Source organism: Defluviimonas salinarum (genome assembly GCF_026013545.1).
Classification (GTDB): domain Bacteria; phylum Pseudomonadota; class Alphaproteobacteria; order Rhodobacterales; family Rhodobacteraceae; genus Albidovulum; species Albidovulum salinarum.
In genome coordinates this window covers 15,730-40,611 of record NZ_JAPDOG010000011.1, presented here as the reverse complement: position 1 = coordinate 40,611, position 24,882 = coordinate 15,730, and the positions used below count along the sequence as shown (strand labels likewise).

Sequence of the window (24,882 nt, the reverse complement as noted above, 5' to 3'; positions counted from 1 at the left end):
CCATGGTCTCTCCTGATCGACGGGTCGTGATCGCCGACGAATATCCTGATGGAAGGACATGCCATGCCGAACCGAGGCCCCGTGACGCTGATCATGCAGGAGGAACTCCTGCGCGGTCTCGACCCGGAACCCGCCGTCGTGGCCGCTGGCCACGAGGTCGTGCGCTTCTCCTCCGGGCAGGACTGGAAGCGGATCCTCGCTGACCTCGACCACAGGCTCGGGCCGCGCTCGCCGATGGAGCCGATGACCGGCCGTCGGGTCGCCTGTTTCGTCTCGCTCGAGGTGGCGGGCCATATCCGCCGCCATTGCGGCCATCTCGACCGGGGTGTGTTCCTGCGCGAGGAAAGGTTGCAATTGCACAAGTTTTCCGGGTTGATGCCGGAGGAATGGCTCCTGAATAGCAGCTTTGTGCTGATTTCGCTCGGCCAGGTTCCCGGACGAACCGCCCAGATCGAAAGGCTCTTCGGGCCGGAACTCTTCATCCGCCCGGACAGCCCGATGAAGGAGTTTGCCGGAACCCCGGTCCGGACCTGCGATCTCGCAGAGGAGATCTCCGCGATCCGCCAGATCCACCATCTCCACGGCGATCTCCTGGTCGCCATCGATCGGGCGCGGAAAATCGCGCCGCATGAATACCGCTTCTGGCTTGCCGATGGCGAAACCCTGACCCATGCGCCCTACGGCTTCCTGGTGAGCGAGCCCGCGCCGCCCTGCCCCGCCGCGATCCGGGACCTCGCTGTCCGGGTGGCGCGCGCCATGGAGGGCTGGGAAAACCCGGTCGTCGCGGATTTCGTCCTCGACGAGGCCGGGGCGCCGCGGCTCGTCGAGCTGAACGGCTTTTCGACTTCCGGCTTCTACGAGGGTGTGGATTTCGGGGCGATCGCCCGCAAACTCGATGAGATCCTGTTTTGACAATGCGAAAAACCGTGAGACAATACTCCGGAGAGCCACCCCGTTCCGGAGGTCCGTATGGATCACCTGGTCTGCGCCGCATCCGATCTCGTCCGCCACGGAATGACCGGAGCCGGCATTCCGCTGACCGCGCATCTCGAGCACTACCTCTCCGTCACGGTCGCGCGCTTCATGGCCGCGCCGCTGAACCCGGACCGTCTTACTCTTCGGATCTTGCGCGCCTTCGATGCGGCGGCGCGGCCGCCTGAGCTGCGCCATCTCGCTGATGAATGCCTGCTCGCGGTCTCGCTCTTCGAGGACCGCCTGCGGCGCACCGGCGGCTCGCTGCGTCACTATTGCGGCCTCGGGCAGGCCAGCTACGAGGCGGCCGGCCTGCCCGAGCAGGCCTGTGGCTTTTGCCACATGCGCGACGTCCTCGTCGCCGCCTGCGGCAGCAAGGCCGCCGATCCGGCCCGTCTCGTCGACGCGGCCCGTGCGGGCAGCGGCGTTGCGCGCCGCGCGCTGGCGGAATGCGGCGTCATCCCGTTTCCCGGAAGGCCGCGCTTTTCATGAAGATCGGTATCGCCCTCACGGTGGTCAGCTCCGCCTGGCAGGTCTTCGGCTGGCCGGGCGGGGTCGCTTCGATCCTCCTCGTGGGCGCCGCGGCCTGGTGGGAGAGCCGGTAGTCCGTTTCCGGATTGCCGGCCGCTCCCGCTACATAGCCATCTCGTAGCCGCAATCGCGCTCCGGTTCGCGCACGGCCCGCGGCTTCTCCGCGAGAACCATGCGTGCGGCCCGCGCCCGCAGGTGATCGGTGACCGGGGTCCGGGTCGCCTCGGTGATACCGAGCACCTTCATGCCGGTTTCCGGGGCGATCCTGCCCAGCAGCAGGACGCCGGCAAGCCCGGCCTCGAGGCTGGCCACGGGGGGCTGTCGGCCATCCCGGTCGCGGATCGCACCGGCGAGGAGCATCTCGGGACGGTCGATCTCGGCCAGGATCTCGACCCGGATCGCGTCGGAACCGGGGCCGGCGAGGCCGCGCGGCCGGGCGTTGCCGGCCCGGATGTGGTCGCTGAGCGGCGAGACGAGAACCTGGACGGATCCGGAAATGCCGTATTCCGCGAGGCCCCTTTCCGGGCAGGCCAGGAGCCCGACAAGCGCCATATTCTTCGCCATCTGTCCCTTCTCGAGGGTCAAGGCGCGCCGGACGTCGATCCCGGCCCCGGGATCCGGCAATTGCGCGGCCTCGTCCCGGAAGGTCTCGAGGCGATCCTGGTCGGTAATGGCGATATCGATCGCGACCAGGATCGGCCAGCCGCCGCCGCGCGTAACGCCGAAGCGATCGCGCAGCTCCTCCGCCCGGTTGCGCAGGTAGGCGTCCGAGGGCACGAGCGCGGCATTGGCGCCGGTGCGGGCCTCTTCGGTTTCGGGTTTCCGGAACGTATTTTCGGTTTTTCCCTTGAACAGCATGGGAGCCTCCTTCGCTTTGAAGGACAGGCTAGGGCAGAATTGCGAAAACCGGAAACGTCGCAATCAGCTTCCGAGCGGGCAGGCCACGTCGAAGACCTCGTTCGGCAGGCCGCGCGGATGATTCCGGAAGAGCTCGGTCATCTCCGCCTCGACCTCCTCGGGCCGGATCCGGCTGGTAAGAAGCTCGAGCTGGCCGCGGCGCAGGAGGCGCCCGGCCTCCGGCGAGATGGTGGACTGGCGGATCGCCCGTACCACGAGCCGCTCGTCGACGAGGATCAGGGTGAGCAGAAGGTGGTCGTTCTCGCCGACCCCGCCCACCGGGGGCTCCTCGGTCGCCCTGGCGATCGCCGGGGACCAGAGGAGGTCGAAATTGTAGCCCTCGAAGACCGGGCTGACGATCAGGAAGGTCCGGAAAAGGCCGATCCGCATCATGGCTCTGTCCGCGAAGGCCTTCATCTCTGCGGGCGTGGGGTTGTCGAGGCGCATGATGACCATGCCCGCAGGCAGGTTGAGCACGCCACCCAAGCCCGAGCCTTCCGAGGCCAGTGCGATCCGGGGTTCGAGGGGAAGGGGCTGTCCAACGAGAAAGACGGTCTTTGTCATGAAGATTCTCCAGGATCATCGCGCCTGAGGCGGCCGGCGATATCGGGGCCGCGACGGGCGGGGTCTCTTTCAATCTTCGCTGTCCCTACAATGCGGCCCGGCGCGGCGAAGTCAAGCCGGATCCGGGTGACTTCCGGCATTGCGAAAACCAGTATTGCAATATACATTCCGGTATCCCATTCTGGACCTGTTTTCGGCATGGCGGCTTTCCGATGCGGATCGACTACCTCTCCAGCAACGAGACCGAGCCGGATATCCGGCTTTCCGACGCCATGCTCTACGCAGCCCTGCGCCAGGAGCTGGGGGAGATGCTCGAGCTATTCGATGAGCGCCGGGCGCATGACGGATCGAACCCGCTCTGGGGTCGGGACCGATACCGGATTCTCCGGTGCCGGATCGAGGCGGTTGCCGCGACCTATGCGGAGCCCGCGGTCATGGCCGCGCTTGGCGACGCCCGGATCGTGGCGGGCCACCGGGTCCAGGGCGAGATGGACCGCCTTTCCGGGATGGGGCGCGGCGCGATCCTGCGCAACATGCGCGATCCGGCCGGCCGCCTCCGCTATACCCAGGCCGGCGACCGCTACGATCAGCACCGGTCCGCGATCGGCGCGGATGCCTATACCCACGACATCCTGGTTCAGCCGAACCTGGAGCTGGAATTCAGCCGGCGCTACCTGGTCGTCGCCGGTGAGATCGCGGCCGAAACCCCGATCCGCTTCTGCGAGGCGGAGCCGCTCCTGCTGCTCGACCCCTTAAATCGCAACCGACAGGCCCGCGACCCCTGGTCAGCGCTCGAGGCCGGGGATTCGACCTGGCCAAGGATGCAGCGGAAGGCCGCCGAGGCCCTGCTGGCCGACTACCGGCTGGTTTCCGGAAGCATCGATGTCGGTCTCGCGCTGCATCTCGACGGAAGCCGGAGCGCACATGTCGAGGCAGTCACCGCGTGCCGCCCTGGCGACAGCGACATCTACTTTGCAGATGCCAGCGCCTATGCCCGCAAGATTGCCGCGCATCTTGCGGAAATCGAGCCCTCGCTTCGTGAACATCCGGAACCTTGATATCGGGACCCCGGCGGATGTCAGGCACAGTCTGGAGCGGGATCCGGCGCCGCCTCGAGCCTGGCCTCGATCTCCCGGATGGTTCCCGGAACTCCCTCGAAACAGCGCTGCCGGAGGTCCTCGGCGAGGGCGAGAAACGGCCCCACGCCCTCGGCGCGCCAGCGGGCCTGGCAATTGGTCTTCGCGCCCGCGTGCAGGATGCCCGTGATCCCATTCACCAGACCGCAGAAACCGGTCCCGTTCCGCGCCCGGATCCCGGCGGCATGATCCTTCCGGGGAACCCCGATCCGCGCATCGAGGCGGCTTCTGGCCTCGGCGATCCGTTCGACGGCCGCGCCATCGAGAAACCCCGCCATCGCCTCGAGCAGGAGCGCGAACTCGAGAGCCTCGCCGCCGCTCCATTTTGCGTCGACCTGCATGAAGGTCTTCGCCAGCCTGAGCCGGGCAAGATGCGGCGCGAGGACCGCCTGGAAGGTTGGGGCGTCATTGATATCGGGAATCACGACGTTCATACTGCCGCCTCCGCGCCGTCATAAGCCGCGAGGATCCGCGCGACCAGCGGGTGGCGGACGACGTCGCCACAGGTGAAGCGGGTGAATCCCACACCCTCGACGCCGTCAAGGATCCGTTCGGCATCGACCAGCCCGGACACCACGCCCTTCGGCAGGTCGACCTGTCCGGGATCCCCCGTCACCACCATCCGGCTACCCCGGCCGAGGCGGGTGAGAAACATCTTCATCTGCATCGCGGTGGCGTTCTGCGCCTCGTCGAGGACGACAAAGGCGTTCGAGAGCGTGCGGCCGCGCATGAAGGCGAGGGGCGCGATCTCGATCGACTTCTCCTCGAGCATCTTCTGGACCTGCTTGGCCGGAAGCATGTCGTTCAACGCGTCGTAGAGCGGCTGCATGTAGGGATCGACCTTGTCCTTCATGTCTCCGGGCAGGAAGCCGAGACGCTCCCCGGCCTCGACCGCGGGCCGCGAGAGCACCAGCCGCTCGACCTGGTTCTGCAGGAAGAGGCTGACGCCGGCCGCGACCGCGAGATAGGTCTTGCCGGTGCCGGCAGGGCCGATGCCGAAATTGACCTCATGCGCATGGAGCGCCCGGACGTAGTTGGCCTGGACGCGGGTCCGGGGTTCCACCGGCCTCCGGCGGGTCACGAGAGCCGGGATCGCAGGATCGGGATTGGCGGGGCTCATTCCGGGATCGATGGCCTCGCCCTCTCGCGCGCGCCGGGCGAGATCCTCGAGCTGCTCGGTGATCTCGGCCAAATGATCGCGATCGGCCTGGATCCTGATGCTGTTGCCGTGGCGCAGGATGGTGACGCCGAACTGGCGCTCGAGCTCCGTGAGGTTGCGGTCGCAGGGTCCGCAGAACCCGACCATCGCGCGGTTGTCGGGGAAGGAGATGCGGGTCTCCATCTTTCCGGCCAGCCCGATCACGGGCGCCGATCCATCAGCCATCCAGGTGCCTCCACGGGCCCGGACCGTCCGGGTCCTCGATCCAAGATTGGCGCACCAAACGGAAATTCGCAAATTCAATCCGACCCGGAACCGGCCGGCGTTGTGGATAAGCGGGCGGATTATCGCCGCCCGCCATTCCGAACCGCAAAATTTTTCCTGATCAAACCGCATCATCCACGGCCTGGGTCCAGGAACGGGGTCAGCAGCGCCCCCGCCTTGTGGCGTGATCGGGCCCGAAGGCCCGCTCAGGCAGTCGTGGCCCTGAGGCCGTCGGAAGAGCGCCCGTGACGCCCCGCCCCTGAGGGGCGTGGTTGTTTCGGCGTCTCCGAGGACGATTGCCCGGATGCAGTCCGCGCCGTGTCCCGATAGAGCCTCGCCCATTGGCGCCACACGTGCCGCCGCGACTCCGTCCGGGTCGGGCGGGCGTTGCGGCGACCGCGAAGCCCGTAGACGTAATTGATGCGTTCGGAATGCCCGAGCGCCCGACGGGCGATCGCCACGGCCGCGGCCTGGTGGAGCGAGAGCCCGTATCTCCTTGCGTAGTTGGTCCGGCCGATCAGCGAGGTATAGGCCGGGTTGATGTCGCGCACGGCGATGCCCTCGCGCGCCGCGCGGCGCCGGATCGCGGTGCCGATCCGGGCGTGGGCGAAGGAGGACAGCATCCGCGCGTAGCGCCGCTCGGCCGGCGAGCGCGCCGTTTTCGACAGCAACTCGAGCTCGCGCCGCTTCTTCTCGAAGTCGAGGCTTTCGAGCGCCAGCGGTACGCCATGGGCCGCGGCGATCGCGCAGACGGTCCGTGCGGCGTCGCCGATGATCGCGACGCGCGCCTCGGCGCTCCTGCCCCGGAGCGGCAGCGCGATCCGCCAGGCCCGGACCGGGTTGCCGTCGCCCTTGACCAGGGCGAGGGCGAGATGGTCGGCATTGACGTCGACGGCAAGAACCCCGTTCGCGCCGTCGAACGACGCCTCCGGGGTCTCGCAGCGGATCGTGACGCAGACCCGCCAGGGCGACTTGTGCCGCCGCTCGCTCCAGTCGGGATCGCGCAGGAAGCGATAGGCGATGGCGACCTTCCGCGCGCCGGTAGCAATGCCTTCGAGCGCGGCCGCGATCTCCGTGCCGCCGAAGCCGGGCAGATCGACATCGTCGATCCGCAGCCGGTCCGGGAAGCCCGCCGCCGCGAGCGCCGGCGGCATCTTGATCCAGAGCGCGATCCGGCCGGCGCCGGCATCAAGCGCCTGGCAGGTCTGGTTGCCCGCGGTCTCGTCGGCCGAGCCGATGAACATCACCTCGCGGTGGCGCGCGGCATGCCATTTCTCCCGCCAGGCCAGGAGGCCCGCGCGGTCGTTGGCGTGGATCCGCGCCCGCGCCCGCAGCAGATCCTTCGAGCCGAAGACGATCGGCGGCACCGCGGCCGTGGCGATGGCGCGGTCCCGCGCCAGCATCGCATCGAGCCGCCCCAGCCGCCGCTTCCGCTCGTGCAGGGTGCGCCGCGCCGCGCGCCTGTCGGCCGGCGTCATCGCGAGCCGCGCCTGGGCCGCCGTCGGCCCCCTGCCCCTGGCCGCGCGGGCGGCGATCGCGGCGTCGTTGCCGGCCTGGGCCGCGAGGCGCCGGAGGTCGCTCTCGACCTTCGCCGCGAGATCGGCGCGCTTCGCCGCGTTCCGCTCGATGCGGATCCGGGCCAGTTCGCGCACCGAGTCGTGCTTGCCCTCGAGGCCGCGCTGCAGGCCGTTGTACTGGCGCGCGGTGATCCCCGCGGCGGCCAGCGTCACCCGCTTCAGCCGCGCCCGCGCCTCGTTGATCCGCTCGCGGTCCCAGCCGTTTTCGGACGCGGCCAGGTTGAGCCGGCCCATCTGCGCATGGAGCCGCCGCTCGGCCCGGCCGAACAGGGCCGCCATCGCCTCGAGCGCCGCCTCGTGGGCCCCGCGCGGCAGCTGGATCTGGAAGGTGCGGACCTGGTCCGGCATCAGCGGTCGCCGCCTCCGGCGGCGGCCTCGGCGGCCTTCTTCAGATCCGCGACCATCTTCGCGCTCTTGCGCGAACGCGCGCCATAGAGGCGCGCCGAGAAAACAGTGACGATCTCGAGCACGTCGCGGGCGAGATCCTCCTCGAAGCTCGTATCCTCACCCTGATTGAGGATCACGACCTCGACACCCTTCGCCTCGCAGATCGCGAAGACCAGCTCCGCGCCGAAGCGCAGGAGCCGGTCCTTGTGGGTGATCACCAGCCGGCCGACCCCGCCCGCGACGATGTCGTCGAGCAGGCGCCTCAGCCCCTTCTTGCGATAGTTCATCCCCGATCCGAGATCGGTCACGACCTCGTAGCTCCAGCCCTGCCGGGCGCAGTAGAGTTCAAGCAGTTGCGCCTGGCGCTCGAGATCCGACTTCTGGTCATGAGAGGAAACCCGCGCATAGGCGACGGTGCGGCGCACCGCGTCCTGCTTGCGGAACAGGTCCGGCAGGAGCCGGGCGAGGTCGTAGCGCCGGCGGCCGCCGGCGGTGCGCTCGTCGGGCAGGAGCTTGCCGCTCGCCTCCCAGCGCCGAAGCGTCAGGGGCGTTACCCCGAGCGCCTTCGCCGCCTCGCCTGTACTGACCATTTTTCGCATCATATTGATAGCATAAGATGCGAAAAGATAAAATCAAGAGGCAACTGCTAACAACCCTTCGCCACCTTGGAGGCGACGAGCTTGTCGTAGATCTTCTCGGCTTTTTCGTAGGTCGTCGGCCCGTCGGTCTTCTCCCCGGCGGTCAGCGGCTTGCCGCGGCGGCCATACTGGAAGGTGACACGCCAGCCGCCGCCGGCCTCGACGAGCTGGGCCTGGTAGATCTTGTCCGAGCCGCCTTCCCGGAAGTAGAGATTGATTGCCTTGGGTTCCGTCATTTTCGTTTTCCATTCATGACCGATGCGAAGCCAAATCCTAACGCAGGATTGCGAAAACGAAGATGGAGAGAGCTTTGATTGAAATCGGGGAACTCCCGCGGGGACCGAACCGATAATCCGGCATTTCCGTTTTCACTCGATTGCCCGATAGTGCCCGGAATTTCAGAGGTGATCTCATGCGGCTGACCTTCGATTCCGACCATCTCGAGCGTCTTCTCGATCTCTCCGAGGCATCCGGCAACCGGCGGGCCAATCTGGAGCAGCTCGTCGATCCCGCCTTCTGGCGCGAGGATCTCGATCCTGCGCGCCGCACCTTGCTCGAGGAGGAGATCCGGCTCCATGGCCTTGCCTTCAGCGCCATGAACACGGATATCGATCCGGGCAAGGTCCCTGCCGGATTGCATCTCGTGGGTGATCATGGGGTCTACATCATGTCCAACGCGCCGATCGAGGATGTGCGCGCCGCCGGCGTCGATCATGTCGCCTATGCTGCCGAGGCCAATCCCGCCAAGGTTCCCTTCGATGATCTCTGGGAGATCAAGCGCGCCTCTTTCGGCGGCGATGACGGGGTCGAGTTCCTTGGCGCCGAGGATGTCCGGGCGGGTATAGTTCCGGGCCATCCCTATGTCATCGACCTGTCGCCCACCACGATCGCCCTGCCCGCCAGGACGCAGGACGCCGATCCCGCGCCCTGAAGTGGCGGTTCGCGGCCGCGCACCTTCCGAACCGGAGCTCCGCGCCCTTGCCTGCCGCCTGTGGTGCTGATAAATTGCGAAAAATGATTCCAAAATTGCCAGTGCGCGAGAGCTCAGGCAGGAAGAGGACCGATGCCCCACATCGTCGAGAAGCATATTCCGAAAGTGACCCATATCGGCTTTCTGGACAGGCCGGCCGCCGAGCGGCGCCCGACCATCGATGGCCCCGGGATCTCGGTATCGACCCATCCAGAGGACTGGCGCGCGATCGCCGGCCTGAACGGGCCGGAGATGGTTCTGCGCTTCACGGCGGCGAAATGGGTCGATGCGCTGGAATTTTCCGATGAGGATCGCGCCGAGGTCGTCGCCTGGATGCTCGCTCAGGACTACGCAAGGGCCGTGACCGGCTGGACGGCCACGAGGTACGACGAGGAGGCCGACGACTTCATCGAGCAGACCTTCGAGAGCCGCGAGGCGGCGGCGCGCTTCGCCGGGCGCAGCCTGGAAGAGGAGATCGCCGCCGAGGCGCGCGGCCAGGGCGCCGTGATGGAGGAGGAGACCTACCGGCTCACCAGGCGGGCCCTGAAGCGGCTGGTCCGCTGGCCGGACCCCCTGCGCTGGTTCGATGGGGCGGTCCTTCTCTATTGCCGTGAGGTGGTCCTGCCGAAGCGGCCGCTGGTCGTCGGCGTCTGGTGGGGCGAGGCCCATGACCGGCGGGCGAGATCCTGCCCGAGCGGCGTGCTCTTCCCTGAGCGGCTCGATCTCTTCGATGTCGTGGATGAGGATGGCGACTTCGTACCGTTCGCAGATGCGGCGCCGAGCTTCGCGGCCGCCCAGGCGTGAGCCGCTTGCCGCGCCCGGTACGGCTCAGACCGGCTCCAGGCTCTCCGGTTCGAGTTCGAGGATCGCGAGGCTGAGCCCGGCCTCGCTTTCGCGGAGCGCGCAGGCGGTCTGCGGATAATCAAGGCAGATCGCGTTGCCGTGGATATCCGGACGTCCGGTTAACTTGTAGTGGCCGAAGACGACCGGCGGCGCGTCCTTCGGGTAGACCTGGCGCACCGCCTCGGGCGGCAGCGGCAGGTCCGGAATCGTCATCCGGTCGGGGACCGAGAGCACCGCGCCGCGATAGCTCGCGGTCTCGGGCGCCCACCAGTTGAGGCGCGCCGCGCTCCGGCTCTTGCCGTAGATGTCGGCGTAGGAGATGCCGGGCGGCAGGTCGATCTCCGGTCCCTTCGCGAGCGTCACGACGGCCCTGGCGAAGTCGCTCTCCTCGAGCGCCACCTCCTGAAGGTCCTCCGCCCGGAGTCGCGCGTCGGGCCGGCGCGCGAGAACGGTCTCCACGGCACGCTCGTCCCAGCAGGCATGGACCGCGCGGAGGCCGGCCGCCTCGTCGAGGAGCGGCAGCGAGAGGAAAAAACCGATCGCCTCGCCAATCCCCGCGTCGTCGCCCGCGAACTCGTCGAGAAAGGCCTGGTGCTGGCGGGTGTTCGAAGCGGTGCGAGCCCGCATCCAGCCGTCCTGGACACCGCCCCAGGCCCGGCCAGGGAGGTGGAAAAGGATCGCATTCAGCTCGTGATTGCCCATCAGGCAGAACGCCTGGCCGTTGTCGATCATGGCGCGGACCTCCGACAGGACGGCCCGGTTCTCCCTGCCGTTGTCGATCAGGTCGCCAAGAAACACCGCGCGGCGCCCCTCGGGATGGCGCCAGCAATCGGCCTCGCGGACATAATCGAGCCCGGAGAGGATGTTCGCGAGACGGGTTGCGTCGCCGTGGATGTCCGGGATGTAGTCGCGCATATCAGACCGCCCTGAGCGCCGGCCGGCCGGCAAGCGTGGCGCTCACGGCCATCTTCCAGGCCCGGCGCGACACCGCGACATAACTCTCCTCGCCGCCGACGAGAACCTGGGGCCCGTCGATCAGCACCTGTCCGTCAGCGCCGATCCGGAGCACCATGTTGGCCTTCTCGCCAGAGGCGCAGACGCCGGTATTCTCCTTGAGCTCGTCGGCGAGCGCCATGAGCGCGGCCGAGCCTTCGAAGAGCCGGCCAAGAAAATCGGTCCTGAGCCCGTAGCAGGTGACGCGGATGCCGAGATCGTCGGCAACGTCGGAAAGCTGCCAGACCTGGTCGCGCGAGAGGAACTGCGCCTCGTCGACCATCACCGCCGCGATTGGCGCCTTCTCGTGGGCCGCGGCGATCTTCGCGAGGAGATCCTCCCCGGGCGCAAAGATCCGCGCCTCGGCCGAGATGCCGATCCGCGAGCGGATCACGCCAAGGCCCGAGCGGGTGTCCGCCGCGGCGGTCAGCAGGTAAGCGTTGAGACCGTGAAGCCGGAAATTATGGGCCTCCTGCAGCAAAGCGGTGGTCTTGCCGCTTGACATGGTCCCGTGAACGAAGGTCAGAAGGCTCATCGGAATTTCCTTTTTCGAGTGGGCGTCCCAGCGTAGGACGGCTTCGCGAAAAACGCACGGCGAAGGGCGCGTTTTCCACATTGGCTGGCCGCCCCGGACATCGTCGGGCAGGTCGAGCCGGAGGCCCGCATCCTTAGCGGCCCCGCGACGGAGATTGGACCGGGTCGCCGTGTCCGCGTTAAGGCCACCGAGGTTTGATTTGACTTGCCATGGCTGCGCCAATTTGCGAAAAAGGGAAAAATTATTGGTAAGCCCACGGGCGCCAGAAGGCTCAGCAGTGAACATGCAGAAGATTGATTTCGAGGTGGCGAAATCCATTGCACCCCTCGATCGCACGACGATGAGGCCCGGGCCCTGCTGGGGCAAGGGCCGGCAGCGGGGTTCTGGAGGTTTCCTCAAGGAGGAAGATGAGATCCGCCTGGCCAGGGCTTGGCGCGATGATGGCGATACGGCGGCCAGGAACGCGCTGATCGAGGCCTATATCCCGTTCGCCAGGGGTTTCGCCCTGAAGATGACGAGGGAGTCATCGGACCGGGACGATTTCATCAATGAGGCGGTCATCGGGCTCATGGCCGCCGCGGACCGTTTTGATCCGGACAAGGGATATCGCTTCTCGACCTACGCGCAGTGGTGGGTCCTGTCCAGTCTCAGGGATTACCGGATGCGCAACCATAGCCTGGTGCGGATCAACAGTTCCGGTGAGCAGCGCAAGCTCTTCTTCTCGCTGCGCAAGGTGATCGCGGATGTCGAGAGGCAATTCCAGCAATCCGGGCGCAGTTACACGGTGGCGGATATCCATGCCGCGGCGGCCGACCGGCTGAGTATCCCGCTTCGCGCCATCGAGGATTTTGGCGGCCGGCTTAGCGGCGCGGACCCCAGCCTGAACGCGCGAAACGACGCGGCGGATGGTGAGGGTGGCGAGTGGATCGACCGCATCGCCGACGATCGGCCTGGCGCCGAGGCGTTGATTGTGCAGCAGGACACGGAAACGCGGATCGGAAGGGTCATTGCCGAGGCGCTGGAGATCTTGAGCCCGCGGGAGCGGGAGATCATCGCCCTGCGCAAGCTCGATCCAGACGACGTCAGGACGCTCGACGAGCTCGGTCACAGGTTTGGCGTGACGCGTGAAAGGGTTCGTCAACTCGAGGTCTCGGCCATGAGGAAGATGCGAAGGTTCATCCGGCGCTCCGGCTTCAGGGTGAACGAGGCGATCAGGTAGCCCTGAATGGATGTCGCCCCACCCCTGATGCAAGGGTTGTGGCAAATGCCGTGAAAAACGGATCGACAAGACAACGTCGGGCAGATATCGGTACCACGAAAACGAGGTGTGCAAATTGCGTATCGGGCTCGTCGCGGCCTTCTCCCTGCTCTCCCTGGCCGCCCCGGTACTGGCGGAGACTGGCTCTTTGACCGGCAGCCCTCCGGCGGAGATTCTCGAGGTCATTCGCGGCGGTGCGCGCTACTTGCCTCCGGACTTCGACACCCGGGTTCCGCCGCCCTATTCCGCCGGCGATCTCGAGGCGCGCCGCGAGGTGATCGACCTCCTGATCCTGCAGCGTGACGCGAGGACTCCGCGACAGGTCGCTCTCGCCGTAGCCGAAAGCATGCCTGATCACACCGCGATGGACTGGTTCGAACTTGGCGGCCTCCTGCCGCCGGAAGAGGAGCTCCCCGCCATCTGGTCCTACCTTCGCGTGGTTCAGGATGAGGTCCGGTTCTTCGCGCTCCGCGACAGCTGGCACTGGCAGCGACCGTTGCCGGCCGAACTCGATCCGGCCGTCGAAACCATCGTCCCGGCCGCGCCGCAGCCCCCCTACCCGTCCGATCATTCGGCCCGCGCCGCCTCGATCGCCTATGCTCTCGCACTGATCAACCCGGACTGCACGCTCGCCTATTTCGAGCTCTCGCGCGAGATTGCCGCGCGCCGGGAAATTGCCGGGGTGAACTACGCCAGCGACAGCTCGGCTGGCGAGGTCCTCGCCGGCAGTGTCGTAGAGGCGCTGATCCTCGGCGGTGGGCTCGACGAGATGATCGCCGAGGCCAAGGGGGAACTGCGCCGGAAAGGGTGGGCTTACCTGCAATGCGGAGCCTGAGGCACCAGCAGTCCACTTTACTAGATCAGACTTCTTTCAGGGAGCTTTGAAGCGCCTCGTCCGACTGCGTCGCACGGTCCCCATCGGCCTCCGCGAGGCGGCCATCGGCAAGCATCTCGGTGATGCAGGTATCGCAGACGAGGGTTCCGTCAGCCGGCACATCCCCCTTGAAGTCCAGCACGGTCATGTCGGCGACTGCCGATCCGTAGTGACCAAAGAGCCGGCCCTCGGCCACCTCCGCCGCGCAGCCATCCCCCTGGTCCGTTGAACCCAGGAAAACCGGCTTGTGTTCGCGGCCGCAGAGACCGCAGGCAATGGTTTCAGGCATTTCTATCTCAGCGTGTATTATCTCCGGAACATTCGCATATTTTCCGGGTTAGGTGCAAGCCCGACCCCTCCACAGATTTGCGAAAAATAAATCAGCACGACTCTTTACAACACCGATTTTCGCAGATATTTTCAACGCATCGGGCCTCTCCGATACACCTCCCTGTTCCAACTTGGCCCGGATCTTCCGGGCCTTTTCTTTGGGAAAACAGCGGTACATCCTCGCAATGCTATCAATATTCGCATATCAGGATGAGCAGCGCCGCCACGATTTCAACCGGACCCAGATGACCTCTCACAACCTGCCTGCCCCGGCCGTAACCGCAGCCCCCGGGCGCCGTGCCTGGCTCATCCGCCTGCCAAAATCCGCCGCCACGGAGGAGGCCGCCATTGCTACCGGGATCGTTACCTTCGATGCCGGGGTGCGCGAGGATCTTTCCGGCCATTTCGAGCGGGAGGAGATCCTCGACGAGGTGATGCGCGCCAATCCGGGAGAGAAGCTCTCCCGGATCGAGAGCCTGGCGGGTCAGCTCCAGCTTCTCCTCAACGACGCCCAACCCGGCGATCTCGCGATCTGCCCGCTCCGCCGTTCCGGCCAGGTCGGCATAGGCCAGTTCCTGCCCGGCTACGAGGAGGATCCGGACGGGCGTCCGGCGCGCCGCCTGCGCTGGATCCGGACCGACATTCCCCGCGAGGCCTTCCTGCCCGACCTCATCCACTCCTTCGGCGCACTGCAGCATGTCTGCGAGCTTTCCCGCAACGACGCCGCGCGACGGATCGAAGAGGTCCTGCGCAATGGCCGCGATCCGGGCCCTTCCGGCGCGGCGCGCTCGGTCCTGCCCGAGGATCCGAACGAGATCGAGCGCCTGCTCCGGAATCGCACACTCCAGCGCATGGGGGCGGTCTTCGCCGGCCACGGGCTGGCCCGCCTGGTGGCCGAGATCCTCAAGGCCAAGGGCTACCGGACCCGCCTTTCGCCGCCGGGTCCAGACGGCGGGGTCGACATTCTCGCCGGCAAGGGCGATCTTGGCATGGATGATCGCCTTGTCGTCCAGGTCAAGTCGGGCGACATCGTCAGCGATAGCGCCACCCTCCAGCAGCTGGAGGGGGCGATGCGCGCGACCAAGGCGTCCCGCGGACTGCTCGTCAGCTGGGGCGGTTTCGCCCGGCCGGTGCTGGCGCGCCACGCCGAACTCTGGTTCGAGATCCGGCTATGGGGTGCGGAGGATGTGCTCGAGGCCTTCCTCGAGACCCGCGACCGGCTGCCCGCCGATATCCGCGACGGCCTGCCGATGAGGCAGGTCTGGCTGCTGTAGCCGCGCAGACCCTACATCATGTGGGCCATGCAGTCATCATCCTCGGCGGGGATCGGTGTGCGGACCACCTGAAAGGCGCGGCGCTCCGCGAGAACCTCGAGAAAACGTGTCGCCAGGCCTTCGACGAAGCCGGCGCTGAACGCCCGCACGGGCACGTTATGGCGCAGGCAGCTCGAGGTCGCCACCACCTCGAAGTTGTAGTCATTGAGGCCGATCGACGCGTTGCGGGACGGATCCATGCCGACGCGGCGGCATTCGTCTTCCGGGACGTGAAACCGGTCATGCCATTGCGCCGCAGGCTTGGTCGTGATCGGCAGGATTACCACGCTCGGGCCGTCAGGGTTGTCGATCCGCAGGAGCACGACGCAGGGGCGCATCTTTGAGGCATGTACGATGCCTTTTTCGCTCTCCCAGGACCACAGGAACGGATAGATGATCAGGTCGCCCGGCTGGAGATCCATGCGATCCTTCAGGCCGGGCGCGCGGCGTGGCGCCGGGCGGTCGTAATCCGGACCGGAATGATCGCTACGCCGAGATTTGTCCGTAAGAGTCGTCATGGCACAACAGGCCTCTGGTAAACAGATGCGAAACAGTAATCCAGCGATATGCGAAAAAATAAAGTGTGGAAAACCATACGTCAATTCATTTTTTTCAACAAAATTCTGCATGCCTCATCATTATTGATTGGATCGTGCGCGAGGATGGCGGTTTCGAGGCGGTGCCAAACCCCGCGATCCGCCGCCACGACTGCTCTTGCGCTGGGGTCTGATTGTGCGAGCCCGCCGCGCCGCCATCAGCCCCGGAACAGTCGAGGTACTATCCTTCCCGGCCTGAAGGATAGGGTCTCCCGGGCGTTTTGATGAGGCGGCGCAGTGCGTGCTCCCGGGCCCGGACCTCATCGGCGGCCGCTTCGAGGTCGTCGATGTCGCGGATCCGCCCAAACCGTGCAAGCGCATCGGCCTGGAGGGTCCGGCCGGCCTCAGCCGCAGCGCCGAGGCCGGCGAGCTCCCGCCTGCTGAAGGTTGCGAGATGCCGGACCCATGCCGGCGTGTCGACGTCCAGAAGCTGCATCGCGGCGGCCGCGACGGTAACCGGCGCCAGGCGATCGGCCGCCGCCTCGTGGATGCCGGAGGCGATCATGAAATTCGAAAGGGTCCGCGCCTCCAGGAGCATGAGCATCTCGAGGCGCAGGAGTGTCGCGCAAAATTCGGTCAGGACGTCCATGCCGATCCCGCGCAGCACGACTTCTGCGCGGCCGGACCGGCCCATGTCCGTAATGTCCGCGGGGTACGCCGCCTCGGTCGCGTCCGTCTCCGCGACACGCTCACGAAGCAGGCGGAGGGGCGTTGGCGCAGTGGAAAACGGATCGACCAGGAGATCCGCCATTCCCTCGGCCCGGGCATGACCGAGAGCGAGGATCATCCGCCTGGCTCGATTAGCCGCCTCGGCGGGGAGATTGCTTATGCTGCCGGGGCTCAAGGAGGCGCGCGGAGATTCGCCGCCGAAGAACGGCCGACCGGCGACGCTGATCATGGCGCCTCAGGGCCGCCTGGTCAGGCCGAACCGCCGTTTCGGCTGGCACATCCGCGCGGTGAACGCGAAGGGGGCGAGAAGGATGACCATGTTGAGGTGGAAGAGGCTTCTGCCGATATCGGTCGCCGCCTGCAACGCCCTGGCCGCCTCATCCGTCTGGTACTTGCCCATAGTGCCACTCCAAATTCAGTTTTTCGCATTCTATCTCAGGATCGGGACGGATTGAAATGGCGGTCACCCCCTGAAAACGCGAAAGATGTGGAAAAAACCTCTCCCGCGCCTGGCCTCCCAGGGTGCGAGGCGGTGAACTCTCCCCGCCCTGAAGGAAGGGGGTTGCGGCTAAATTTGCTCAGAGTGCCGGTTCTGTATCGATGTCGCGATCCGGGGAGGCATTCGCCCCGATGCCGTTCCCGTCGCCGAGAAGCTCCGCGAGCCGTTCAGGATCGGTCCCGGCGAAAGCAGCCTCCTCGAAGCGCCGGTAGATCGGGATCAGCGCATCGATATGCGTCTCGAGATCCCGCAGGTGCGTCCAGGGCTTGTGCATCTCGAAGGACAGCTCCCGCAGCGCCGGATAGTCGATCCCGAACTCGGCCATGAAGTCGGCGCCTTGCGGCCGCCCCTCGAGGTAGGCGTCGCGGTCGAAGCCGGGCCAGGTGGCCAGGACCGGGATCATGCGCTCGCGGAGCCCGGGTCCGCCATCCGGCGCGCCGCCGAGAAAGCCCTGGATCTTCGCCTTCAGGGAGCCGGGAGCCGCGCGCTCGCCGATCCTGGCGAGAGCCCCGAGGAACCGTTCGGGATCCTGGTCGGGAAGGGTGCGGTTGCGCGACAGCACCGTCGCCCCCATCAGGAGGGCGCCGAAGGCGGCGAGGCGTCCCGCGCGGTCTTGATGGATGAGATGCGGCCGGGACTCGCAGGTCGAAAGGAACGCAGAGCGGGTCTTCCCGATCCTTTTCAGCGTTTCGAGGCAGACATGACGAAGGGTCTGCTGGTCGCCGGAATCAAAGGGGTCGAAGGCCGGGAAGATCATCGCTACGGTTCCTTTTTCACATATCGAGCATGCAGGGTATGCTCTCGCGGCTGGTCATGCGCTCGAGGTTCCGGCGGGCCGCCGCGGCGAACCCGTCATGAAGCCGGGCAAGCGCCGGGTTCCGGAGCGGCAGGGCCTCGACGATCCAGGTGAAGCATTCGAGGAAGGCCTGGCGGGCGGCCCTGGGGTTGAGGCCGGCGATCTCGACGTCGATGGAGGCGAGATCCGGCTCCTTGTCCCAGGAGATTCGCTTGCCGATCGAGCGGGCCGGGTCCTCGATCACCGCGTCACGCTCGTCGAGACGGATGCGGCGGTCGATGAGCTTGATCTCCTCCTTGCGGATCGAGACGGCGTCCGGGGCGAGACCGAAAGCGGTCATGATGACGGCCTGCGCCTTGTCCTCGTATTTCCTGAACTGGGGCAAGAGATCCTTCAGCGGCGTGACCATGTCGCCATAGAAGGCCTCGGAGGCATCATGCAGCAGGATCGCCAGCGCATCCTCGCGATGCGTGGCGACACCGTTCGCGACGGCCCACTTTGTCATTGCGACGCTATGCTCGGCTACCGAGAGGAAATCGGCATCCTCCTTGAGCTGCCCGTTGTAGCGGCAGTTGCGCGACAGGCCGGCAGCGACATCCTCGATCCGGACGTCCCCGGGCGCGGGATGCTCGATCGACCACATCCCTCCGAGCGATGTCGCGATCCAGGCACCCCGCTTATCGACGGGAAGCGCGAGGATGTCGGTGAAAGGGTCGTGACTTGGTTTATTCATTGGCCTTGATCCTTGTGTGGATCGATGATAGGCGCGGACTGCGAAAAATCGCTCAGGAAAATCGTTTTTCTGGTTTTCCGCCGATTGGCTTATGATCGGTACAGGCGCAATCCGGAGCCAGGCGCGATGGGCAATCGGACAGAAATGGAGCTCGCGAGGATCGGCGATATGCTTGCCGGTCAGGTCCGCACGGACCCTCATGGCTCGCGCCGCTTTCCGGATGGGTCCGACATTGCCGACCCCTTGTCCTGGGCGGCGCAGACGCGGCGGGCTCTCGGCGAAAGGGTCCGTATTTGCGGCTTCTGGTGCTTCGAGAACCCGAAGGCGGCGGGCATCGCCGAAATCCGCGAACGGCACGATTTCGCCGTCATCGACGGCAGGTGGGTCGTCGACGGCTGGGCGCGCCTGTTCGGCCCGGACGACACGCCCGGTGTTGTCGATATGGCCGATCCGGAGACCCGGCGCCGGGCGGTGGCGTTTTACGGCGACCCGTCCCTCTGGGAGCGTGATACCGACATGGAGGTGCGGGTTGACGGCCTCGGCTCTGCGCGGCCAGCAGTCCACACCCTCCCCCTCCCGCCGGAAGCGCCGGCGCAGGGCGCATTCTGAGCGGAGCAGCTCCGCATTCCCGCTCTATCCGGCAACGGCCAAGCCACTGCGGATCACTCGCGTTATCCACATTCGCGACGGCGAAAAAAAATGATTGTGCGAAAACTCATGTTCTTCCTTTTTCTGGGCGGATATATTAAAACGCGTCGCATAAGTCTGTGCGATCTTCCCGGCAGAAGCGTGCCGGGCGGACCAAAACGCGAAAAGGAAAACATATGAAGAAAAGCAAGCTTTCGATTGCGATCGCTGCACTTATGCTCGGGATGCAGTTCGGCAGCGCAGCGGTTGCCGCGGTGAGTGCGACCGATCTCCAGACTGTCGAGGATATGGTTGAGGCCGGCCAGATCAACGAGCTGTCGGAGTTCATCGCTGCCAACCCCAGCCTGCTCGACATTTCCGGCGCTCTCGGCGCCGCGCTGAACGCCTTTGCGGTGGCGCCGTCGGCCACGACGCTCAACGCCGTGAAAGAGCTCTCCAATGGCGATCTTTCGACCGCCCTGGCGTCCGCCATGGGGGCGTCCAATTCCGCCACCACGTCCGACGGCGAACAGGGCCGCTCGATCTACTGAACCTTGACGCCGCCCCCGTCGGGGCGGCGTTACCCGATCCTGGCTGGACAGGCCGGCGCAACCATTTCGCGCCTCCCGCCAGCCTGAGATTTTCGAATGGCAGAAAGTAAAATGCGAAAAACAGAGAGAACGCGCGTAGCGCTTGTCATCGACCCGAGATTTTCCGGAGGCACCTCCTCCGCTGTCGCCCACGAGATCCGCACCATCGCCGGCCATGTCGATCTGAGCGTACACGCGCTCGAGACGAAGATGTTCAAGGGCCGCAAGCCCAATCCGAAGCTGCAGGAGGCTCTCGACGAGGTCGGCATCGAGATGACCTGGAACGACGCGGCGATCCGCGCCGAGATCGTCGTCCTGCACAACCCATCGTGCCTGAAGTTCAACGACGACTTGCAGACGCGCATCCTCTGCGACCGCCTGATCGTCGTCACGCACGAGAACTTCCTGCGTCCCGACGGGGTGTCTGAAGGGTTCGACATTGCGAAATGCCTGGACCTGGTCGCCGACGCGACGGTCTGCAAGGCGCGGTTCCTGGCACCGGTCTCCGGCTACAACCGTCGTGGCGTGGAGGCCTGGCAGAAGACGTCCCGTCGGTTCTGGAAGCTGGCGAATTTCGACTGGTTCAACATCTGCGATTTCGAGATGTCGGAACCGACCCCGGAACCGCGCGACCGCCGCGGCCGCCTGTCGCGCGCCGGCTACGAGAAATTCCCCGCGATGGAGGTCATGAGGCGTCATTTTCCCGCGCATGCGGAGGCTTGCCGGATCCTCGGCGGCGACAGCTTCCTGGTCGACCCCTCGTCGATCCCGGCGCACTGGACGGTCCTGCCCTTCGGCGCCATGCCGGTCGGGGAGTTCCTCGAGGGGCTCGACTTCTTCGTCTATTACACCCATCCGCGCTGGCGCGAGAGTTTCGGGCGGGTCATCGCCGAGGCGATCTGCGCCGGCAAGGTCGTGATCACCGATCCCGGCACGGCCGAGATCTTCGGCGAGGCCGTCGTCGCCTCCGACGGCGAGGACGTCGACGCGATCATCGCCGGGTTCGTCGCGAATCCGAATTCCTATGTGCGCTTCGTCAGGCGCGCCCAGCATATCGTCGCCGGCTTCAGCTCCGAGAGCTTCATCAGGAAGGTCCTGGCCGGCGCAAGGAAGACCCAGGGGGAAAATCATGATCTTCTGTGATATCGGTTCCGAGAATCCCGATGCTTTCGAGGAGCTGACCGTTTTTACGTCACAGCTCGAGGCGGCCGGCATTCGCGCCGGCATCGGCCGCGGCGCGATCCCGGCATCGCTGAACCGCAACGCGCAGTTCGATTGCGTGACGCGGATCCTCGGCAAGGCGCCCGAGGCCGGTGACACCCTCGTCCTCCTGCGCGCCCATGAGATCAATGACCGCAAGCTCACCCTTCTGCGGCGCATGGACCTCGAGGCGGGCGCGCGCGCCATCGCCGTCGGGCGCTTCCCGAACCTGCAGGCGGTGATCGGCATCAAGTCGAAGTTGTCCTATGTTCTTGGCGACGATCCGGAGGTCGTGAATGTTCCGGCCGGGATTGCCAGCGGCGCCCATCACATGCCGGTTTTCGGCGTGAAGCTGGCGCGCGCGCCGCGCCAGGACGAACGTCCCGTCGTGCTGCTCGTTGCGCCCGACCTGAAGACCGACACCCAGCGCCAGGCGCTCCTGGCAATCGGCACCTCGCCGGAATACCGCGTGGCGGTCCTGACCGACGGCAAGACCAAGCAGGAGTGGGGCAAGCAGTTCGGGACCACGATCCCGTTCTATCACTACGGCGAGATCCTGCCTGCGGCACTTGCGCCGCGCGTCGATGCCTGCATGATCTTCAGCGCCCCCTCGTCGTCCTACCGCACCCAGTCGCTCGTGGCCAATCTCGCTGTCGCCGGCGCCGCCCTGATCGATGGCTCCCGCGAGCGCGGCTGGTCGAAGGCGGTCGATGCCTTCCTGCACGGGCCGAGCGATCTTCTCGCGGCCGGAAGCTACCTTGCCAACAGCGTGATCCGCCACCTCGCCCTGATCCGGCGCGAGGTGCTGGCTTCTGGCTTCACCGCCTCGGTCGACATGCTCAAGGTTGTCCCGCAGCTCCGCCAGCCGGAGCTTGCCGACACCTCCGAACCGCGCCGCAAGCGTCAGGCCGAGACATCCTCGCCGGTGCTCTTCGTGCCGACCAACGGTGTCGGCCTGGGGCATGCGCAGCGCTGCTCGCTCATCGCCACCGAGATGGACCGCACGAAGGGTGCGCCGACCTTTGCCGCCTTCCCGTCCTGCATGAAGATGCTCAAAGGCTACGGGTTCGAAGTCATGCCGCTGGTCAGCCGGTCGCCGCTCCACGCCCAGGAGCACGAGAACGACCTCGTCAACTATGCGCGCCTCAAGGCTCTTTCGGCCGCCAAGCGTACGCTTGTCTTCGATGGTGGCTACGTCTTCGACTCGATCTACCGCTCGATCGTCGAGAACAATCTCAATGGCGTCTGGGTGCGGCGCGGCATGTGGCAGGCCGGCCAGGACAACTCGATCGCGCTCGACCGGGAAAAGGCATTCAGCCGCGTGATCGTTCCGACCGAGGCTTTCGAGGAGCTCAACACCTCCTATTCCTCGGGTTCGCACCTGAGGCCGGTCGGGCCGATCGTACAGCAGATGAACCTCAGCGCCGGAAAGCGCCGGTCCCTGCGCAAGCGCATCGCGGCCGAATTCGGCACCGAATACCGCCACCTCGTCGTGACCATGCTCGGGGGCGGTGTCGCCGCGGACCGCAGCGCCCAGATCGCCGCGATCTGCGCAATGATGGCGCGCCGCCCCGACACGCTGAACCTTGTCGTGGTCTGGCCGACCGCGACGGTCGAGGCCGGCGCGTTCAGCTGGCCGAACACCCGCGTGGTCAAGACCCATCACGCGAGCGCGCTTGTCGCCGCGGCGGACCTCTACATCTCGGCTGTCGGCTACAACAGCTTCCACGAGGCGATGTATAACCGCGTACCGACGATCTTCATGGCGCAGATGAACGCCTTCATGGACGACCAGCAGTCCCGCGCCATGGCGGCGGTGAGCCGCGGCCTGGCCGATATCGTCGAGCCGCACGAGATGCTGACGCTCTCGCGCAAGGTCACCGAGTTTCTCGATAACGGCCGCGCCGAGGAGATCCGCGCCAATCTCGCCGCCATCGCGCTTCCCGAAACCGGTAATGCCCAGGCTGCCCGCCTGATCATGGAGATGTCCGAATGACGATTGCAACCCGCTGGAACGGCGTGATGTCCCGCATCACCTGTCACGAGGCCGTCAATATCGACCACCTGCTGGCGCCCCTGGATCCCAGGGCGCGTAAGGGAGGCAAGGAGCGCTTCCCCGAGGGGGCTGGCCGCAACCCTTTCCTGGCGCACTTCAGGGACCCTTCCACGGTCTGTGTCGGGGTGCGGATCTCGGAGCCGCGCAACGATCTCGCGGCGCTGGCGATGCAGCTCACGACCCTCGCGATGGAGCGCGGCGTCGAGGTCGTGGTGCTCTCGCATCTCGACTATTCGGGGCTTGAGCGTTTCGGTTTTCGCGCCGAGCGGATCTGCGGCGAGACGAAAGACCTCCGCGATGCCTGCGAGCGCCAGATCGTGGCGTTCTGGAATCTCGAGGTCATCATCTGATCGGATCGCGGCCGGGGCGAAAGCCGCGGCCGCCCGACGTCACCCGCGTCACGGCGCGGGGGCGTTTTCCTCCGGGATCGGGAGCTGCGAGGCCTTCACGTGGAAGTCCTGCGCCCGGTCCCAGGAAAGCACCTCCCAACCGAGCACCGCACAGAGACTCGCCTCGTCGGCCTCGAGGTCGACGGCGACGTCCCCGACCGAGGTCGATTGCGCGCCAGGCTCGACATGAAGGACCGCGGGGCCGTCCGTCCAGGGCGCGTCGATCGCATTCGTCTTGTAGAACAGGTCCTCGAGATCGCGCGCCTTCACGATCGCGGTGAAGCGGTAGAGATCCTGCTCGAGCGCGCCGGCGATCTGGCCGAGCCGGCCGCTGAGCCAGGCCGCGGCAAGTTCCGGTTTTTCATTGGTGCGCAGCGCGCGGAGCTGCTCCGCGTCGGGGCGGATCTGGAAGAGGTGGTAGACCGGCATCGCGGCATCTCCGGGTTGGTTTCTGGCTGGCGGAACTCTAGTCGCTCATCCGGAAAATCTGAACCATGACCGGTTTTTCGCAGACGGTTCAGGCCGGTTCCGGATGGCGTTCGGGGGCCGGGCCTGCAAGAAGCCGCATATGGGCAGGAACGCAGCGCCTGAGCACGCCGAGATCGTAGCCGCCCTCGAGGACCGAGACCACCCGGCCCGGCGCATGCCGCTCGGCGAGATCGAGAATCCGCCCGGTGAGCCATGTGAAATCGGTGTCCCTCCAGCGCAGACCGGCCAGCGGGTCGTGCTGATGGGCGTCGAAGCCCGCCGACAGGAGGATGAGCTCGGGCCGCCATTCCTCGACGCGGGCGAGGATAGACCCCCAGGCCTCGGCCATCTGGCGCGAGCCCGAGCCGTTCTTCAGCGGCAGGTTCAGGATCTGGCCATGCGCGCCGGTCTCCTCGGCCGTCCCGCGCATCGGGAAGATGTTGCGCTGGTGGGTCGAGGCGAAGAAGACCTCGGATGCGTCCCAGAGGATGTCTTGCGTTCCGTTGCCGTGATGGGCGTCGAAGTCGAGCACCGCGACGCGCTCGATCCCGCGGTTGCGCACCGCGTGCAGGGCGGCCGCGGCAACCGTCCCGTAGAAACAAAAGCCCATGGCGCGGGCGCGCTCGGCATGATGGCCGGGTGGACGCGACGCGATGAAGGCGTTCCGGGCCCGGCCCTCGAGCACGAGATCGACGCCGAGGCAGGCGCCGCCGACACCGCGCAGGGCCGCATCGAGCGTATCGGGCAGAAGGACCGTATCGGTGTCGATTGCCACCGCGCCGGACCCGGGCGTCAGGGAGTCGAGCCGATCGAGGTGATCCGGATCGTGGACCGTCCGCAGGAACTCCCGATCGCCTTTCGGCGCCTCGAACCTCTGGAGGTCCGGAAAGAAGGTCTCATCGAGCGCCGAGAGCACCGCGGCAAGCCGCTCGGGGCGTTCGGGATGACCGGGCGGGGTCCGGTGCGTGTCAATGCCGAACGGCGCGATCAGGGCGCAGGTCATGATTGTTGGCGTCCT

At 66.3% G+C, this 24,882-nt stretch carries 30 protein-coding genes; 13 read left to right on the top strand and 17 right to left on the bottom strand.

What is annotated here, in order from left to right; all coding sequences use genetic code 11:
* The first annotated feature begins 63 nt into the window (after positions 1-63).
* Complete coding sequence (locus tag OM960_RS13115; RefSeq protein ID WP_264772251.1) at positions 64-912, top strand: ATP-grasp domain-containing protein; 849 nt, start codon at positions 64-66, stop codon at positions 910-912.
* 57 nt (positions 913-969) lie between these two features.
* The gene (locus OM960_RS13110) at positions 970-1,464 is read left to right on the top strand and encodes a hypothetical protein (RefSeq protein ID WP_264772250.1); all 495 of its coding nucleotides are present in this window, start codon (positions 970-972) and stop codon (positions 1,462-1,464) included.
* 141 nt (positions 1,465-1,605) lie between these two features.
* Here the strand turns inward: OM960_RS13110 and OM960_RS13105 are convergent, their stop codons facing one another.
* Both OM960_RS13105 and OM960_RS13100 read right to left on the bottom strand, forming a co-directional pair.
* Positions 1,606-2,361: a hypothetical protein gene (locus OM960_RS13105; protein ID WP_264772249.1), complete on the bottom strand. Its 756-nt coding sequence runs from the start codon at positions 2,359-2,361 to the stop codon at positions 1,606-1,608.
* 63 nt (positions 2,362-2,424) lie between these two features.
* Positions 2,425-2,964, bottom strand: coding sequence for a hypothetical protein (locus tag OM960_RS13100; RefSeq protein ID WP_264772248.1), 540 nt, complete (start codon positions 2,962-2,964; stop codon positions 2,425-2,427).
* Between the two features lie 212 nt (positions 2,965-3,176).
* On the opposite strand from OM960_RS13100, the gene OM960_RS13095 reads away from it, so the two are divergent.
* Positions 3,177-4,022, top strand: coding sequence for a hypothetical protein (locus tag OM960_RS13095; RefSeq protein ID WP_264772247.1), 846 nt, complete (start codon positions 3,177-3,179; stop codon positions 4,020-4,022).
* A gap of 20 nt (positions 4,023-4,042) precedes the next feature.
* Here the strand turns inward: OM960_RS13095 and OM960_RS13090 are convergent, their stop codons facing one another.
* The 5 genes from OM960_RS13090 to OM960_RS13070 all read right to left on the bottom strand — a co-directional run bounded on the left by OM960_RS13090 (position 4,043) and on the right by OM960_RS13070 (position 8,361).
* Positions 4,043-4,534 carry a hypothetical protein gene (locus OM960_RS13090; protein WP_264772246.1) on the bottom strand — a complete coding sequence of 164 codons (492 nt, stop codon included), beginning with the start codon at positions 4,532-4,534 and terminating at the stop codon, positions 4,043-4,045.
* Complete coding sequence (locus tag OM960_RS13085; protein WP_264772245.1) at positions 4,531-5,484, bottom strand: PhoH family protein; 954 nt, start codon at positions 5,482-5,484, stop codon at positions 4,531-4,533. Before OM960_RS13085 ends, OM960_RS13090 begins: the two co-directional genes overlap by 4 nt.
* A gap of 245 nt (positions 5,485-5,729) precedes the next feature.
* On the bottom strand, positions 5,730-7,448 hold the full coding sequence (locus OM960_RS13080; protein ID WP_264772244.1) for a hypothetical protein: 1,719 nt from the start codon (positions 7,446-7,448) through the stop codon (positions 5,730-5,732).
* The gene (locus tag OM960_RS13075) at positions 7,448-8,086 is read right to left on the bottom strand and encodes an IS607 family transposase (protein WP_264772243.1); all 639 of its coding nucleotides are present in this window, start codon (positions 8,084-8,086) and stop codon (positions 7,448-7,450) included. Before OM960_RS13075 ends, OM960_RS13080 begins: the two co-directional genes overlap by 1 nt.
* A gap of 47 nt (positions 8,087-8,133) precedes the next feature.
* Positions 8,134-8,361, bottom strand: a complete 228-nt coding sequence (locus tag OM960_RS13070; protein WP_264772242.1) for a WGR domain-containing protein — start codon at positions 8,359-8,361, stop codon at positions 8,134-8,136.
* Between the two features lie 176 nt (positions 8,362-8,537).
* Here OM960_RS13070 and OM960_RS13065 point away from each other — a divergent pair, with 176 nt between their 5' ends.
* The gene (locus OM960_RS13065) at positions 8,538-9,056 is read left to right on the top strand and encodes a DUF3085 domain-containing protein (RefSeq protein WP_264772241.1); all 519 of its coding nucleotides are present in this window, start codon (positions 8,538-8,540) and stop codon (positions 9,054-9,056) included.
* Between the two features lie 132 nt (positions 9,057-9,188).
* Positions 9,189-9,899, top strand: a complete 711-nt coding sequence (locus tag OM960_RS13060; protein ID WP_264772240.1) for a hypothetical protein — start codon at positions 9,189-9,191, stop codon at positions 9,897-9,899.
* Positions 9,900-9,923: 24 nt separating this feature from the next.
* Here OM960_RS13060 and OM960_RS13055 read toward each other — a convergent pair whose 3' ends face one another.
* Together OM960_RS13055 and OM960_RS13050 are read right to left on the bottom strand one after the other, a co-directional pair.
* Entirely contained in the window at positions 9,924-10,853 is a 930-nt protein-coding gene (locus tag OM960_RS13055; protein WP_264772239.1) for a metallophosphoesterase, read from the bottom strand.
* A gap of 1 nt (position 10,854) precedes the next feature.
* A complete protein-coding gene (locus OM960_RS13050; protein WP_264772238.1) occupies positions 10,855-11,466 on the bottom strand; it encodes a thymidine kinase in 612 nt (203 codons plus the stop codon).
* 154 nt (positions 11,467-11,620) lie between these two features.
* On the opposite strand from OM960_RS13050, the gene OM960_RS13045 reads away from it, so the two are divergent.
* Entirely contained in the window at positions 11,621-12,685 is a 1,065-nt protein-coding gene (locus OM960_RS13045) for a sigma-70 family RNA polymerase sigma factor (RefSeq protein WP_264772237.1), read from the top strand.
* A 106-nt stretch (positions 12,686-12,791) separates the two neighbouring features.
* Positions 12,792-13,559: a phosphatase PAP2 family protein gene (locus tag OM960_RS13040; RefSeq protein ID WP_264772236.1), complete on the top strand. Its 768-nt coding sequence runs from the start codon at positions 12,792-12,794 to the stop codon at positions 13,557-13,559.
* Positions 13,560-13,584: 25 nt separating this feature from the next.
* Here the strand turns inward: OM960_RS13040 and OM960_RS13035 are convergent, their stop codons facing one another.
* Positions 13,585-13,887 carry a hypothetical protein gene (locus tag OM960_RS13035; protein ID WP_264772235.1) on the bottom strand — a complete coding sequence of 101 codons (303 nt, stop codon included), beginning with the start codon at positions 13,885-13,887 and terminating at the stop codon, positions 13,585-13,587.
* Between the two features lie 286 nt (positions 13,888-14,173).
* On the opposite strand from OM960_RS13035, the gene OM960_RS13030 reads away from it, so the two are divergent.
* Positions 14,174-15,202 (top strand): restriction endonuclease, encoded by a 1,029-nt coding sequence (locus tag OM960_RS13030; RefSeq protein WP_264772234.1) that lies wholly within the window; start codon positions 14,174-14,176, stop codon positions 15,200-15,202.
* 11 nt (positions 15,203-15,213) lie between these two features.
* Here the strand turns inward: OM960_RS13030 and OM960_RS13025 are convergent, their stop codons facing one another.
* The 5 genes from OM960_RS13025 to OM960_RS13005 form a co-directional block, all read right to left on the bottom strand.
* Positions 15,214-15,870, bottom strand: coding sequence for a type II toxin-antitoxin system PemK/MazF family toxin (locus OM960_RS13025; protein ID WP_264772233.1), 657 nt, complete (start codon positions 15,868-15,870; stop codon positions 15,214-15,216).
* A 148-nt stretch (positions 15,871-16,018) separates the two neighbouring features.
* Positions 16,019-16,735 carry a hypothetical protein gene (locus tag OM960_RS13020; protein ID WP_264772232.1) on the bottom strand — a complete coding sequence of 239 codons (717 nt, stop codon included), beginning with the start codon at positions 16,733-16,735 and terminating at the stop codon, positions 16,019-16,021.
* Positions 16,736-16,741: 6 nt separating this feature from the next.
* Positions 16,742-16,906, bottom strand: a complete 165-nt coding sequence (locus OM960_RS13015; RefSeq protein WP_264772231.1) for a hypothetical protein — start codon at positions 16,904-16,906, stop codon at positions 16,742-16,744.
* 178 nt (positions 16,907-17,084) lie between these two features.
* A complete protein-coding gene (locus OM960_RS13010; RefSeq protein WP_264772230.1) occupies positions 17,085-17,762 on the bottom strand; it encodes a hypothetical protein in 678 nt (225 codons plus the stop codon).
* 16 nt (positions 17,763-17,778) lie between these two features.
* Complete coding sequence (locus tag OM960_RS13005; RefSeq protein WP_264772229.1) at positions 17,779-18,534, bottom strand: HD domain-containing protein; 756 nt, start codon at positions 18,532-18,534, stop codon at positions 17,779-17,781.
* Between the two features lie 24 nt (positions 18,535-18,558).
* Here OM960_RS13005 and OM960_RS13000 point away from each other — a divergent pair, with 24 nt between their 5' ends.
* From OM960_RS13000 to OM960_RS12980, 5 genes are all read left to right on the top strand, one after another.
* Positions 18,559-19,143 carry a hypothetical protein gene (locus OM960_RS13000; protein ID WP_264772228.1) on the top strand — a complete coding sequence of 195 codons (585 nt, stop codon included), beginning with the start codon at positions 18,559-18,561 and terminating at the stop codon, positions 19,141-19,143.
* Between the two features lie 215 nt (positions 19,144-19,358).
* Positions 19,359-19,712, top strand: coding sequence for a hypothetical protein (locus OM960_RS12995; RefSeq protein ID WP_264772227.1), 354 nt, complete (start codon positions 19,359-19,361; stop codon positions 19,710-19,712).
* A 111-nt stretch (positions 19,713-19,823) separates the two neighbouring features.
* Complete coding sequence (locus OM960_RS12990) at positions 19,824-20,894, top strand: glycosyltransferase (protein ID WP_264772226.1); 1,071 nt, start codon at positions 19,824-19,826, stop codon at positions 20,892-20,894.
* Positions 20,881-22,947 carry a hypothetical protein gene (locus OM960_RS12985; protein WP_264772225.1) on the top strand — a complete coding sequence of 689 codons (2,067 nt, stop codon included), beginning with the start codon at positions 20,881-20,883 and terminating at the stop codon, positions 22,945-22,947. The genes OM960_RS12990 and OM960_RS12985 overlap by 14 nt, the downstream gene beginning before the upstream one ends.
* Positions 22,944-23,357, top strand: coding sequence for a hypothetical protein (locus OM960_RS12980; protein ID WP_264772224.1), 414 nt, complete (start codon positions 22,944-22,946; stop codon positions 23,355-23,357). Before OM960_RS12985 ends, OM960_RS12980 begins: the two co-directional genes overlap by 4 nt.
* A gap of 48 nt (positions 23,358-23,405) precedes the next feature.
* Here the strand turns inward: OM960_RS12980 and OM960_RS12975 are convergent, their stop codons facing one another.
* Entirely contained in the window at positions 23,406-23,825 is a 420-nt protein-coding gene (locus OM960_RS12975; RefSeq protein WP_264772223.1) for a hypothetical protein, read from the bottom strand.
* Between the two features lie 88 nt (positions 23,826-23,913).
* On the bottom strand, positions 23,914-24,867 hold the full coding sequence (locus tag OM960_RS12970; RefSeq protein WP_264772222.1) for a histone deacetylase family protein: 954 nt from the start codon (positions 24,865-24,867) through the stop codon (positions 23,914-23,916).
* Positions 24,868-24,882 lie beyond the last annotated feature (15 nt).